We start from the raw sequence: 12,319 nt of genomic DNA on the forward strand, positions 1-12,319 counted from the left end.
AAAAACTGTGGGAGCCGGGCTTGCCCGCGATGGCGGTGGTTCAGTCAACTAATCTGTTGGCTGATACTCCGCCAATCGCGGGCAAGCCCGGCTCCCACAGTTGATCTTTGTAAGCCGGACGATTTACGCAGGTTGATCCAGCGACAGCTCAACCCCAAGCTGGCGCGACAGGCATGGCCAGCGCTTCCAGGACGCTTCGGTCTGCGGGCTCTTGAGCTGTTCGCGATAGGCCTCGACCGATTCCAGCGCAAAGCTTTCCTCGTTAAGCATCTCATCCACCGCCAGGTGCACGGCTTCATCCAATTGGTTGGCGAAGTCTTCACCGATCAGTTGATGGGCGATCACGTTGGCCACGGTGGTATCCGCTGGAATCAGCGGCTGGCCAAAATGCTTGATATACAGATCGTTCACTTCTTCGACCAGGCGATGCGCCAGGTAGGCCTCATCCAGCAGGCCATCAAGGCCGTCGTGTCCGGCCAGAATCGCTGGCGGCTGCAGGAAAAAATGTTCAGCGATTTTCAGTACCGGTTTGATCTGGCTTTCAATCCCGGCCTCACGGGCCACGTCATTGGCGGCGTCGAGCAAATCAGGAACCAGATCGATGTAAGCGGTCACAAAACGGGTCATGACCATATTGCGATCACCGTCAGCCAAGGCGATGGACGAATGCAGGTGCGGCACTTGTTTCTTCAGCTGGCTGACGAGCTGGCCGGTGCTGGCTTCGTGTTGATGGGCACGGGAAATCTGCTCGCGCAATGCGGCGGTGTTCATGAAGGCTCCAGTGAAGCAGGCGTAGGAAAAGGGAGAAGATAAGGTAGTTCGTTTATACGAGCGCCTAAGACGCATTTGTCATAATTATTTCATGGTTATAGGCAGGGGTTATATCGAAATGCCATCGTTCGTCGGATAAACGATTCCGCCGCCCATTTTACGGGCTCCGTCTGTCTGTTTCTATTGATTTGCCCCCACACATTGCGGGGTTGCTACGGCTGTCTATACTCGGTTTTGTACGCAATTAGCTGATGACGCCCAACTGCATGACGCAGGCAAGGCTTGGCGGTTGTAAGCAGTATGGAAGCCGCTCCCTTCGCCGCAGGTGCAAACCGGCGGGATAACAAGAAACATAAAGGGGAACCCGCAATGACGCGACATCCACACGTTTGGATGGGCCTCCTGTTGTGGTCGGTATTCGGCCAGGCGCACGCCGCCTGGACTACGAATATGGCGCCAGGGGCTACTGAAGTCAGCCACGCTGTGTTTGACCTGCACATGACCATTTTCTGGATCTGTGTGGTGATCGGCATCGTCGTGTTTGGCGCGATGTTCTGGTCGATGATCCTGCACCGCCGGTCTACGGGCCAGGTAGCGGCGAAGTTCCACGAAAGTACCACCGTGGAAATCCTCTGGACCGTGGTGCCCTTGCTGATCCTGGTGGCCATGGCCATTCCGGCCACCAAGACCCTGATCAACATCTACGACAGCAGTGAGTCGGATATCGATATCCAGGTCACCGGCTATCAGTGGAAGTGGCACTACAAATACCTGGGCCAGGATGTGGAGTTCTTCAGCAACCTGGCCACACCCGCCGAGCAGATCCATAACCAGGCCACCAAGGGCGAGCACTACCTGTTGGAAGTCGACCAGCCGCTGGTATTGCCGGTGGGCGCCAAGGTGCGCTTTCTGGTGACCGCCGCCGATGTGATCCACTCCTGGTGGGTGCCGGCCTTTGCGGTCAAGCGCGATGCTATCCCTGGCTTCGTCAACGAAGCCTGGACCCGCGTCGAGAAGCCCGGCATCTACCGTGGTCAGTGCGCCGAACTGTGTGGCAAGGACCATGGCTTCATGCCCATCGTGGTGGAGGTCAAGTCCAAGGCCGACTACGACACCTGGCTGGGCGAGCGCAAGGAGGAGGCCGCCAAGCTCAAGGAGTTGACCTCCAAGGAGTGGACGCTGGACGAACTGGTGGCGCGTGGCGACAAGGTCTATCACACCACTTGCGTGGCCTGTCACCAGGCTGAGGGCCAAGGCTTGCCACCGATGTTCCCGGCGCTCAAGGGTTCGAAAATCGCCACCGGGCCGGCCAAAGACCATCTGAGCATCGTGTATCACGGCAAGCCCGGCACCGCGATGGCAGCTTTCGGCAAGCAGCTCTCGGAAGTGGATATCGCCGCTGTGGTGACCTATGAGCGTAACGCCTGGGGCAATAACAAAGGCGACATGGTCACGCCCAAAGACGTGCTGGCTCTGAAACAGGCGGAAAGCAAATGACGACTTTCATTGCCAATGCCCTGAATCGTCCCGCTCACTCGCTTGCAGGAGAACGGCCATGAGCACCGTGATCGACCATGGTCATGCCGACCACGCACACGGCCCCGCCAAGGGCCTGATGCGCTGGGTGCTGACCACCAACCACAAAGACATCGGCACCATGTACCTGTGGTTCGCCTTCACCATGTTCCTGCTCGGCGGCTCGTTCGCCATGGTGATCCGCGCCGAGTTGTTCCAGCCGGGCCTGCAGATCGTGCAGCCGGCGTTCTTCAACCAGATGACCACCATGCACGGCCTGATCATGGTATTCGGCGCGGTGATGCCGGCGTTTGTCGGCCTGGCCAATTGGATGATCCCGTTGATGATCGGCGCGCCGGACATGGCCCTGCCGCGCATGAACAATTTCAGCTTCTGGCTGCTGCCGGCGGCGTTCCTGCTGCTGGTGTCCACCTTGTTCACGCCCGGCGGCGGGCCGAATTTCGGTTGGACCTTCTACGCCCCGCTCTCGACCACCTATGCCCCGGAAAGCGTGACGTTCTTTATCTTTGCCATCCACCTGATGGGCATCAGTTCGATCATGGGCGCGATCAACGTGGTCGCCACCATCCTTAACCTGCGTGCGCCGGGCATGACCCTGATGAAAATGCCGCTGTTCGTGTGGACCTGGCTGATCACCGCGTTCCTGCTGATCGCGGTGATGCCGGTACTGGCGGGCTGCGTGACCATGATGCTGATGGATATCCACTTCGGCACCAGCTTCTTCAGCGCGGCCGGTGGTGGCGATCCCGTGCTGTTCCAGCATGTGTTCTGGTTCTTCGGGCATCCCGAGGTGTACATCATGATCCTGCCGGCCTTTGGCGCGGTCAGCTCGATCATCCCCACCTTCTCGCGCAAGCCGCTGTTCGGCTACACCTCGATGGTCTACGCCACCGCGAGCATCGCGTTCCTGTCGTTCATCGTGTGGGCGCACCACATGTTTGTGGTGGGCATTCCGCTGGTGGGTGAGCTGTTCTTCATGTACGCCACCTTGCTGATCGCCGTGCCTACGGGCGTGAAGGTGTTCAACTGGGTCAGCACCATGTGGCAAGGCTCACTGACGTTCGAGACGCCGATGTTGTTTGCGGTGGCCTTTGTGATCCTGTTCACCATCGGCGGCTTCTCCGGGCTGATGCTGGCGATTGCCCCGGCGGACTTCCAGTACCACGACACCTACTTTGTGGTGGCGCATTTCCATTACGTACTGGTGCCCGGCGCGATCTTCGGGATCTTCGCTTCGGCCTACTACTGGCTGCCTAAATGGACCGGCCACATGTACGACGAAACCTTGGGCAAGCTGCACTTCTGGTTGTCTTTCGTGGGCATGAACATGGCGTTCTTCCCCATGCACTTTGTGGGGCTGGCCGGTATGCCGCGCCGAGTGCCGGACTACAACCTGCAGTTCGCTGACTTCAATATGGTCTCGTCCATTGGTGCCTTCATGTTCGGCGCCACGCAGATCTTCTTCCTGTTCATTGTCATCAAGTGCATCCGTGGCGGCCCGCCTGCGCCGGCCAAACCGTGGGATGGCGCCGAAGGCCTGGAGTGGAGCGTGCCCTCGCCGGCGCCGTATCACACCTTCACCACGCCGCCGGAGGTCAAATGAAGCCCTCCCTATACTCCCCCTGTGGGAGCGGGCTTGCCCGCGATGGCGGTAGGTCAGGCACTGAATCTACCAGCCCTCAGGCCCTCATCGCAGGCAAGCCAGCTCCCACAGAAAGTCCAAAGCCAGGTGGGCGCTATGGCTGAGTCCGTACCGCTCAAGCGCCTGGTCACCCGCCTGCTGATCCTGGTGCTGGCAATGTTCGCCTTCGGCTTCGCCCTCGTGCCGATCTACGACGTGATGTGCAAGGCGTTCGGCATCAACGGCAAGACCGCCGGGCAGTACGAGGGTGAGCAAATGGTTGACCCCTCGCGCCAAGTGCGGGTGCAGTTTCTGTCCACCAACGCCATCGACATGGTCTGGGAATTTCACTCCAAGGCCGATGAGATTGTGGTCAACCCCGGAGCAGTCAACGAGATGCTGTTCGTGGCCTACAACCCCACTGATAAGCCGATGACCGCCCAGGCGATACCCAGTATTTCCCCGGCCGAAGCGGCGATGTACTTCCACAAGACCGAATGCTTTTGCTTCACCCAGCAAGTGTTGCAGCCCGGTGAGCGCATTGAGATGCCCGTACGTTTCATCGTCGACCGAGCGATGCCCACGGATGTGAAGCATTTGACCCTGGCGTACACGCTGTTCGATATCACTGCGCGCCAGCCGCCCGTGGCCGTCAGGACCGGGGGCTAGCTACTGTTTGCCCCCTCAATCAGGAGAGCGAATACATGTCGACTCATGATACGTACTACGTACCAGCGCAAAGCAAATGGCCAATAATTGCCACGATTGGCCTGCTGGTCACCGTGTATGGCCTGGCCGTGTGGTTCAACGACTTGAAGGCCGCGCGCCCTGAATCCCACGGGCCGTGGATCTTTTTCGTCGGCGGTTTGCTGCTGGCCTACATGCTGTTTGGCTGGTTTGGCGCGGTGATCAAGGAAAGTCGTGCTGGGCTGTACAGCGCCCAGATGGACCGCTCGTTCCGCTGGGGCATGACCTGGTTCATCTTTTCGGAGGTGATGTTCTTCATCGCCTTTTTTGGTGCGCTGTTCTACGTGCGCGTCTGGGCTGGGCCTTGGTTGGCGGGCGAGGGGCCCAAGGGCATTGCGCACATGCTGTGGCCGAACTTCGAGTTTGCCTGGCCCCTGCTGAACAACCCCGACCCCAAGCTCTACCCTGCGCCCAAAGGCACCATCAGCCCCTGGGGCCTACCATTGGTCAATACCATCCTGCTGGTGAGTTCCAGCGTGACCATCACCATTGCCCACCATGCCCTGCGCAAAGGCCATCGTGGCGCACTGAAACTCTGGCTGGCGATCACCGTGCTGCTGGGCTTGGCGTTTCTTGGATTCCAGGCCGAGGAATACATCCACGCCTACAAAGAGTTGGGCCTAACCCTGGGTTCAGGCGTGTACGGCGCGACGTTCTTCATGCTCACGGGCTTTCACGGCGCCCACGTGACCATCGGCACCATCATTCTGTTTGTGATGCTGATGCGCATCCTGCGCGGGCATTTCAATGCCGAGCACCAGTTCGGTTTCGAGGCGGCCAGTTGGTATTGGCACTTTGTGGACGTGGTGTGGATCGGGCTGTTTTTCTTTGTCTATGTGCTGTGACGCCGTTTACCACGGCGCATGAGAGACCAATTGGCCGCTGAAAAAGCCCCAGGCGATCAAGCCCACGGTGATCACGGCCAGCGTGACACGCACGGTCAAGGCAGTGACGAGGCGGTTGGAGTTGCCCTCGTCCTTGACCAGGAAGAACAAGCCACTGAACAGGCTCACGACGGTCGCGATTAGCATCAGGGCAATGGCGGCTTTGAGCATGGTCTGGCTCCGGGCTAATTGGGGAGGGGCGATGAGATCGAGTATAGCCAGTGCCATGCAACGCTTTCGTCCGGGCATCGCGCCGACGCTGGTGGTACTGGTGTTGCTGCCATTGATGGTGGGCCTGGGGTTTTGGCAATTGTCCCGCGGGCACGAAAAGCAACTGTTGGTAGACCGTTATGCCGAGCGCCGCGCCGCCGAGCCGGTCAGCAGTGCTCAGCTCAATGACATGGCTGATCCAGCCTTCCGTCGCGTTCACCTTCGCGGGCAACTGGATGGTGCACACAGCGTATTGCTGGATAACCGCATGCGTGACGGCAAGGCCGGTGTCGAGTTGCTGCAACCCTTTCATGACCAGGCCAGCGGCCTGTGGCTGTTGCTCAATCGCGGCTGGCTGCCCTGGCCGGACCGGCGTATCGCGCCCGCCTTTACTACTCCTGAACAGACGCTGAACCTCGACGCCTGGGTGTACGTCGCCCCAGGCGAGACCTTCCAACTGCATGCCGACCCGGCCAGCACGCAATGGCCGCGCCTGCTTACCGCACTGCACCCCGCCGCCCTGTGGGACGAACTGGGGCGCAGCGGTTTTGACTATGAACTGCGCGCCGAAGCGGGCCCCGGTACCTACGAAACCAGCTGGCCCGTCGTCGCCATGGGCCCGGAAAAACACCTGGCCTACGCTGTGCAATGGTTCGCCATGGCCATGGCGTTGCTAGCGCTTTACCTCTACCTCGGATGGCATAACAAAAAGGAGAAGCCCCATGGGAGCGGCCATGAATCCACCCAGCACATCTGACACGCCTGATCGGCGCAAGGGGCGCTGGCAGCTGATTTTGATCCTGATGATGGTGATCGGCCCGATGGTGCTGGCCACCTTCATGTACAAATTGCAGTTCTGGGTGCCGGACAGCCGCAGCTATCACGGCGAACTGATTGGCAACGGCCAGACCCGCGCCGACATCGGCGTGCAGGCCGATGAACAGCGCTGGCAACTGCTGGTCACCGCCCCCACCGCCTGTGCTGCCAATTGCCAGCAACTGGTCTACCTGGCGCGCCAGCTGCAGATCAGCCTTGGCCGTGATGCATCCCGTGCCAGCCATGCCCTGGCGGGTGCGCAACCGTTGAGCGGCGAATACGAGGCCAAGCTCAAAGCCGAATATCCACAGCTGCAGCGCTACCCGCTGGATGTGTCGTCCTTTACCAGGAACGCTGCCGCGCCCGGCGATGCGCAACTGTGGATCGTCGACCCCCACGGCAATCTGGTGCTGCGCTACGACGCCAAGGTCAAGGGCAAGGACTTGCTCAACGATCTGCGCTTGCTGCTGAAACTGTCGAACATCGGATAAGGGCACCCTCATGGCCAAGCCTGGATTTCGCCTCGCGCTGTTTGCCACGTTACTGGCGTTGTTTGTCGTGCTGCTCGGTGCCTATACCCGCCTGACCCACGCCGGCCTCGGCTGTCCGGACTGGCCGGGCTGCTATGGCTTTATCAGCGTGCCGCAAAGCGAAGCCCAACTGGCCCATGCCGAGTTGCACTTTCCCGACACGCCGGTGGAGGCCGACAAAGGCTGGGCCGAGATGACCCATCGCTACTTCGCGGGCAGCCTGGGCCTGTTGATCGCGCTGCTGGCGGCGCGTTCGTGGCGTCATCGACGTGATCCGGGCCAGCCCGTGAAGCTTCCGCTGTTCCTGCTGGCGGTGGTGTTCGCCCAAGCGGCGTTTGGCATGTGGACCGTGACCTTGAAGCTCTGGCCGCAAGTGGTCACAGGGCACCTTTTGGGCGGCTTTGCGACCTTGAGCCTGCTGTTTCTGCTGACCCTGCGGCTGTCCGGCGTACTACCGGCGCTGGTCGTGCCCAAGCGCCTGCAATATTGGGCGACGGCGGGCCTGGTGCTGGTGATCGGGCAGATCGCCCTGGGCGGCTGGGTCAGTTCCAACTACGCGGCGGTGGCCTGTATCGATTTGCCCACCTGTCATGGCCAATGGTGGCCGACGGCAGACTTCGCCAATGGTTTTCACCTGACCCAGCACATCGGCCCCAATTACCTGGGCGGGCAACTCGACAGCGAGGCGCGCACTGCTATCCACCTGACGCATCGCATCGGCGCAGTGCTGGTCACGCTGGTGTTGCTCGGCTTGGCCTGGCAACTGCGAGCAGTAGGGATGACGCGCCTGGCCGGCCTGCTGTTGATCGCCCTGGCTGCGCAGATCTGCCTGGGGGTGAGCAATGTGGCGTTCGGCTTGCCCCTGCCGGTGGCGGTCGCACACAACGCCGGCGGGGCAGCGTTGTTGTTGACGCTGGTGCTGGTCAATTATCACGCGCGCACCAGCCTGGTTCGGGTGCGTCACCCGCGCCTGTTCGGCTGGCGTTTTATCCCGCGCAAACAGGTGTCGGGCCTTATCACCCTTAAAGGAGAGCTGCCATGGCGACCGTGATCGGCGCACGTCGCGACCGGGCGATCTGGCGTGACTATTTGGAGCTGACCAAGCCCAAAGTAGTGGTGCTGATGCTGATTACTTCGCTGGTGGGCATGTTCCTTGCCACCCGCGCCGGGGTGCCCTGGACAGTGCTGGTGTTCGGCAACCTCGGCATTGCCCTGTGTGCCGGCGGCGCGGCGGCGGTGAACCATGTGGTCGATCGACGGATTGATGCCGTGATGGCGCGCACTCACAAGCGGCCGATGGCTGAGGGGCGTGTCTCGCCGATGGCGGCGTTAGCGTTTGCGTTGTTCCTGGCTATTGCAGGATTAGCCCTGCTGCTCGCGTACACCAACCCGCTGGCGGCCTGGCTGACCTTGGCTTCGCTGCTGGGTTATGCGGTGATCTATACCGGCTTTCTCAAGCGAGCAACGCCGCAGAATATCGTCATCGGCGGTCTGGCCGGTGCGGCGCCGCCGCTGTTGGGTTGGGTGGCTGTTACTGGGCATGTGAGTGCCGAACCCTTGCTGCTGGTGCTGATCATCTTCGCCTGGACTCCGCCACATTTCTGGGCCCTGGCCATTCACCGCAAAGAGGAATACGCCAAGGCCGACATCCCGATGCTGCCGGTCACCCATGGCGAACACTACACCAAGGTGCATATCCTGCTGTATACCTTCGCCCTGCTGGCGGTGAGCCTGATGCCCTACGTTATCCACATGAGCGGGCTGCTCTACCTGGGCTGTGCGCTGGTATTGGGTGCGCGCTTTCTGCAATGGGCCTGGGTGTTGTACCGTGGCAGCCAGCCGCACGCGGCGATCAACACGTTCAAGTACTCTATCTGGTACTTGCTGCTGCTGTTTATCGCCCTGCTCGTAGACCACTACTTATTGTTGAACCTATGACTCGAACTCAAAAAACCGTCTTCATCCTCGTGGCCCTGGTGGCGTTGATCATGGGCCTGACCGTCAACAAAGTGCTCTCGGGCAAAGGCCAGGGCGATCCCACTGCGCTGATCGACGCCGGCATCATTCTGCTGCCGCAAAGCCGCCAGTTGCCAACGGTGACCATGACCGACCAGGAAGGCCAGCCGGTGGTGGTCAATGAGTTGAAGGGCAAGTGGAGCCTGCTGTTTTTCGGTTACACCTTCTGCCCGGATATCTGCCCGACCACCCTCGCCCAGCTTCGCCAGATCAAGAGTGAGCTGCCCAAAGAGGCTGTGGACAAGTTGCAGGTGATCCTGGTCAGCGTCGATCCACACCGCGATACCCCGGCGCAGCTCAAGCAGTACCTGGGTTACTTCGACCCACAGTTCCAAGGCCTGACTGGCGCTAACGTGGAGGATGTGCAGAAGGTCTCGAATGCGGTGAGCATTCCCTTCATTCCGGCGGATACCAGCAAGCCGAACTATACAGTCGACCACAGCGGTAACCTGGCACTGATCGGCCCGGATGGTACTCAGCGTGGGTTTATTCGTGCGCCGTTGAACAACCAGAAGCTGGTGGCGCAGTTGCCGGGGTTGCTACAGCGCAAGTGAGCACCTGATGATCGTTCCCACGCTCTGCGTGGGAATGCAGCTAGGGACGCTCTGCGTCCCCAAGCGTGACGCAGAGCGTCACAAGAGGCGTTCCCACGCGGAGCGTGGGAACGATCAGGTCAGGAGAGATCAGAACGCTGGCTTGATCGCGCCTTTGTACTTCTCTTCGATGAATTTCTTCACTTCAGGCGTGTGCAGGGCTGCAACCAGCTTCTTCACCGCGTCCGCATCCTTGTTGTCTTCGCGGGTCACCAGGATGTTCACGTAAGGCGAGTCGCTGCCTTCGATCACCAGGGCATCCTTGGATGGGTCCAGCTTGGCTTCTAGGGCGTAGTTGGTGTTGATCAGCGCCAGGTCGACCTGGGTCAGCACGCGCGGCAGGGTGGCGGCTTCCAGTTCGCGGAATTTCAGGTTTTTATCGTTGCCGGTGATGTCCTTGATGGTCGACAGGATGTTGGTCGGGTCCTTCAGGGTGATCAGGCCGTTCTTGGCCAGCAGCAACAGCGCACGGCCGCCGTTGGTGGCGTCGTTCGGGATCACCACGTTGGCGCCGTCAGGCAGGTCGGCCAGTTTTTTGTACTTGCTGGAGTAAGCGCCCAGAGGTTCCAGGTGCACAGCGCCGACGCTCACCAGGTGAGTGCCTTTGGCCTTGTTGAATTCATCCAGGTACGGCTGGTGCTGGAAGAAGTTGGCATCCAGGCGCTTTTCAGCCACCTGTACGTTCGGCTGCACGTAGTCGGTGAAGACTTTGACCTTCAGGTCCACGCCTTCTTTGGCCAGGGCAGGCTTCACGAATTCGAGGATTTCGGCGTGAGGCACCGGCGAAGCAGCGACCGTAATAGTCTCGGCGTGGGCGGAAAACGCAGCCACGGCGGCGAAAGCAACCAGTAGTTTTTTCATCCAGCAAGCTCCTTGTTCGGGCATCTGCCGGCTATGTGCCGGCAATGGCCGTTATTTACGAGAAAAATGCACCACCAGCCGGTCGCCGACGGTTTGCAGAATTTGCACCAGAATCAACAGCATCACCACAGTGACCACCATCACATCGGTCTGGAAACGCTGGTAGCCAAAACGGATTGCCAGGTCGCCCAGGCCGCCAGCCCCGACCACACCAGCCATCGCGGTGTAGGAAACCAGTGTAATCGCCGTCACCGTAATCGCCGCGAAGATGCCAGGGCGGGCCTCGGGCAATAGGGCATTGGTGATGATCTGGCGGGTGGTGGCGCCCATGGCCTGGGTGGCTTCGATGATGCCACGGTCCACTTCGCGCAGGGCGGTTTCCACCAGGCGAGCAAAGAATGGCGTGGCACCGACGACCAGTGGTGGGATCGCGCCGGCGACACCCAGCGACGTGCCGGTGATCAGTACCGTGAACGGAATCATCACGATCAGCAGGATGATGAACGGCAGCGAGCGCAAGATATTCACGATCAGCGACAACAGCGCGTACAGGCCTTTTTGTTCGAATAGCTGGCGCGGGCTGGTCAGGAACAACAGCACGCCCAGAGGCAGCCCCAGTAGCACGGTGAAGAACAGCGAGCCGAACAGCATGGTCATGGTGTCGCCGGTGGCGAGCCAGATTTCAGACCAGTCGATATTGGCGAAGAAACTCAGGAAAACGTCCATCAGCGCAGGACCTCCATGTGAACGTCGGCGGCGGTGAAGCGTGCGAACGCGGCTTCCATGTCACCGCCGGTGACGGCGAGGGTCAGTTGCCCGTAAGGGATGTCTTTGATGCGGTCGATACGACCGGCAAGAATGCTGTAGTCCACACCGGTTTCCCGTGCGACGGTACCCAGCAGTGGCGCATAGGTCGCGTCCCCTTGGAACGTCAGGCGCACGATACGGCCTGGCACATGGGCAAAGTCGTCGCGCTGCTCGCCTTCGTCCACCTGTTCGGCTTCTTGTACGAAGCGCTTGGTGGTCGGGTGCTTGGGGTGCAGGAACACGTCGGCCACCGAGCCTTGCTCGACGATTACCCCGGCGTCCATGACGGCGACCTGGTCGCATACGCGGCGGATCACGTCCATTTCATGGGTGATCAACACGATGGTCAGGTTCAACTCGCGGTTGATCTCGGCCAGCAGTTGCAGGACCGACGCCGTGGTTTGCGGGTCGAGGGCGCTGGTGGCTTCGTCACAAAGCAGGATTTTTGGCTTGGTCGCCAGGGCTCGGGCGATGCCGACGCGCTGTTTCTGGCCGCCGGACAACTGCGCCGGGTACTTCTTGGCGTGGTCCGACAAGCCGACGCGGGCGAGCAGCTCAGCCACACGCTGGTCGATTTCCTTGCGCGACAGTTCACCGGCGAGCGTCAGCGGCAGCGCGACGTTGTCGGCCACGGTCTTGGACGCCAGCAAGTTGAAGTGCTGGAAGATCATCCCGACCTGCTGGCGAAAGCGCCGCAGGCCGTTGGCGTCCAGCGCAGTGACTTCTTCGCCATCCACCTTGATCTGGCCGCCACTGGGCTCTTCCAGACGGTTGATCAGGCGCAACAGGGTGCTTTTACCGGCACCCGAGTGGCCAATCAGGCCAAACACCTGGCCGTTCTCGACGCGCAGGCTGGTGGGGTGCAGGGCGGGGATATCCTTACCGGCGACGCGGTAGGTTTTATGGACGTTTTGAAACTCGATCACG

14 protein-coding genes are annotated in these 12,319 nt (G+C 60.5%); 9 read left to right on the forward strand and 5 right to left on the reverse strand.

The annotated features are described in order from the left end of the window. Nucleotides 1-123 precede the first annotated feature (123 nt). Entirely contained in the window at nucleotides 124-771 is a 648-nt protein-coding gene (locus BT204_RS03150; RefSeq protein ID WP_003187334.1) for a hypothetical protein, read from the reverse strand. Nucleotides 772-1,140: 369 nt separating this feature from the next. Between BT204_RS03150 and coxB the strand changes: the two genes are divergently transcribed. The 4 genes from coxB (at nucleotide 1,141) to BT204_RS03170 (ending at nucleotide 5,520) form a co-directional block, all read left to right on the forward strand. Continuing rightward, a complete protein-coding gene (gene coxB, locus BT204_RS03155; RefSeq protein WP_032894328.1) occupies nucleotides 1,141-2,268 on the forward strand; it encodes a cytochrome c oxidase subunit II in 1,128 nt (375 codons plus the stop codon). 58 nt (nucleotides 2,269-2,326) lie between these two features. Beyond that, the gene (ctaD, locus tag BT204_RS03160) at nucleotides 2,327-3,910 is read left to right on the forward strand and encodes a cytochrome c oxidase subunit I (RefSeq protein ID WP_003187339.1); all 1,584 of its coding nucleotides are present in this window, start codon (nucleotides 2,327-2,329) and stop codon (nucleotides 3,908-3,910) included. Between the two features lie 135 nt (nucleotides 3,911-4,045). After that, nucleotides 4,046-4,597, forward strand: a complete 552-nt coding sequence (locus BT204_RS03165) for a cytochrome c oxidase assembly protein (protein ID WP_054897242.1) — start codon at nucleotides 4,046-4,048, stop codon at nucleotides 4,595-4,597. Between the two features lie 35 nt (nucleotides 4,598-4,632). Beyond that, a complete protein-coding gene (locus BT204_RS03170) occupies nucleotides 4,633-5,520 on the forward strand; it encodes a cytochrome c oxidase subunit 3 (protein WP_003187344.1) in 888 nt (295 codons plus the stop codon). 6 nt (nucleotides 5,521-5,526) lie between these two features. Here BT204_RS03170 and BT204_RS03175 read toward each other — a convergent pair whose 3' ends face one another. Next, a complete protein-coding gene (locus tag BT204_RS03175) occupies nucleotides 5,527-5,730 on the reverse strand; it encodes a twin transmembrane helix small protein (protein ID WP_003187345.1) in 204 nt (67 codons plus the stop codon). Between the two features lie 31 nt (nucleotides 5,731-5,761). On the opposite strand from BT204_RS03175, the gene BT204_RS03180 reads away from it, so the two are divergent. The 5 genes from BT204_RS03180 to BT204_RS03200 are packed head-to-tail and all read left to right on the forward strand — an operon-like array spanning nucleotide 5,762 to nucleotide 9,685. Then, on the forward strand, nucleotides 5,762-6,526 hold the full coding sequence (locus tag BT204_RS03180) for an SURF1 family protein (protein WP_072445701.1): 765 nt from the start codon (nucleotides 5,762-5,764) through the stop codon (nucleotides 6,524-6,526). After that, nucleotides 6,492-7,076 carry a hypothetical protein gene (locus BT204_RS03185; protein ID WP_034129225.1) on the forward strand — a complete coding sequence of 195 codons (585 nt, stop codon included), beginning with the start codon at nucleotides 6,492-6,494 and terminating at the stop codon, nucleotides 7,074-7,076. The genes BT204_RS03180 and BT204_RS03185 overlap by 35 nt, the downstream gene beginning before the upstream one ends. A gap of 10 nt (nucleotides 7,077-7,086) precedes the next feature. Continuing rightward, nucleotides 7,087-8,166, forward strand: coding sequence for a COX15/CtaA family protein (locus BT204_RS03190; protein WP_054897239.1), 1,080 nt, complete (start codon nucleotides 7,087-7,089; stop codon nucleotides 8,164-8,166). Next, nucleotides 8,154-9,053 (forward strand): heme o synthase, encoded by a 900-nt coding sequence (gene cyoE, locus BT204_RS03195; protein ID WP_054920928.1) that lies wholly within the window; start codon nucleotides 8,154-8,156, stop codon nucleotides 9,051-9,053. Before BT204_RS03190 ends, cyoE begins: the two co-directional genes overlap by 13 nt. Next, nucleotides 9,050-9,685: an SCO family protein gene (locus tag BT204_RS03200; RefSeq protein WP_054897237.1), complete on the forward strand. Its 636-nt coding sequence runs from the start codon at nucleotides 9,050-9,052 to the stop codon at nucleotides 9,683-9,685. Before cyoE ends, BT204_RS03200 begins: the two co-directional genes overlap by 4 nt. A gap of 129 nt (nucleotides 9,686-9,814) precedes the next feature. On the opposite strand, the gene BT204_RS03205 is transcribed toward BT204_RS03200, so the two are convergent. From BT204_RS03205 to BT204_RS03215, 3 genes are read right to left on the reverse strand one after another with little or no spacing between them, the layout of a single operon-like run. Further along, nucleotides 9,815-10,585 carry a MetQ/NlpA family ABC transporter substrate-binding protein gene (locus BT204_RS03205; protein WP_003187353.1) on the reverse strand — a complete coding sequence of 257 codons (771 nt, stop codon included), beginning with the start codon at nucleotides 10,583-10,585 and terminating at the stop codon, nucleotides 9,815-9,817. A 51-nt stretch (nucleotides 10,586-10,636) separates the two neighbouring features. Further along, a complete protein-coding gene (locus tag BT204_RS03210) occupies nucleotides 10,637-11,311 on the reverse strand; it encodes a methionine ABC transporter permease (protein WP_003187354.1) in 675 nt (224 codons plus the stop codon). Then, the gene (locus BT204_RS03215; RefSeq protein ID WP_034129230.1) at nucleotides 11,311-12,318 is read right to left on the reverse strand and encodes a methionine ABC transporter ATP-binding protein; all 1,008 of its coding nucleotides are present in this window, start codon (nucleotides 12,316-12,318) and stop codon (nucleotides 11,311-11,313) included. The genes BT204_RS03210 and BT204_RS03215 overlap by 1 nt, the downstream gene beginning before the upstream one ends. Nucleotide 12,319: the final 1 nt, after the last annotated feature.

Source organism: Pseudomonas sp. NFPP02 (assembly GCF_900119355.1).
Lineage (GTDB): Bacteria > Pseudomonadota > Gammaproteobacteria > Pseudomonadales > Pseudomonadaceae > Aquipseudomonas > Aquipseudomonas paracarnis.

Bases quoted from the DNA above. Each gene is read 5' to 3' on its own strand.
- BT204_RS03210 (WP_003187354.1), bottom strand. From the start codon at position 11,311: ATGGACGTTTTCCTGAGTTTCTTCGCCAATATCGACTGGTCTGAAATC.
- BT204_RS03150 (WP_003187334.1), bottom strand. From the start codon at position 771: ATGAACACCGCCGCATTGCGCGAGCAGATTTCCCGTGCCCATCAACAC.
- BT204_RS03190 (WP_054897239.1), top strand. From the start codon at position 7,087: ATGGCCAAGCCTGGATTTCGCCTCGCGCTGTTTGCCACGTTACTGGCG.
- BT204_RS03170 (WP_003187344.1), top strand. From the start codon at position 4,633: ATGTCGACTCATGATACGTACTACGTACCAGCGCAAAGCAAATGGCCA.
- BT204_RS03165 (WP_054897242.1), top strand. From the start codon at position 4,046: ATGGCTGAGTCCGTACCGCTCAAGCGCCTGGTCACCCGCCTGCTGATC.
- BT204_RS03175 (WP_003187345.1), bottom strand. From the start codon at position 5,730: ATGCTCAAAGCCGCCATTGCCCTGATGCTAATCGCGACCGTCGTGAGC.
- cyoE (WP_054920928.1), top strand. From the start codon at position 8,154: ATGGCGACCGTGATCGGCGCACGTCGCGACCGGGCGATCTGGCGTGAC.
- BT204_RS03185 (WP_034129225.1), top strand. From the start codon at position 6,492: ATGGGAGCGGCCATGAATCCACCCAGCACATCTGACACGCCTGATCGG.
- coxB (WP_032894328.1), top strand. From the start codon at position 1,141: ATGACGCGACATCCACACGTTTGGATGGGCCTCCTGTTGTGGTCGGTA.
- ctaD (WP_003187339.1), top strand. From the start codon at position 2,327: ATGAGCACCGTGATCGACCATGGTCATGCCGACCACGCACACGGCCCC.
- BT204_RS03200 (WP_054897237.1), top strand. From the start codon at position 9,050: ATGACTCGAACTCAAAAAACCGTCTTCATCCTCGTGGCCCTGGTGGCG.
- BT204_RS03180 (WP_072445701.1), top strand. From the start codon at position 5,762: ATGAGATCGAGTATAGCCAGTGCCATGCAACGCTTTCGTCCGGGCATC.
- BT204_RS03205 (WP_003187353.1), bottom strand. From the start codon at position 10,585: ATGAAAAAACTACTGGTTGCTTTCGCCGCCGTGGCTGCGTTTTCCGCC.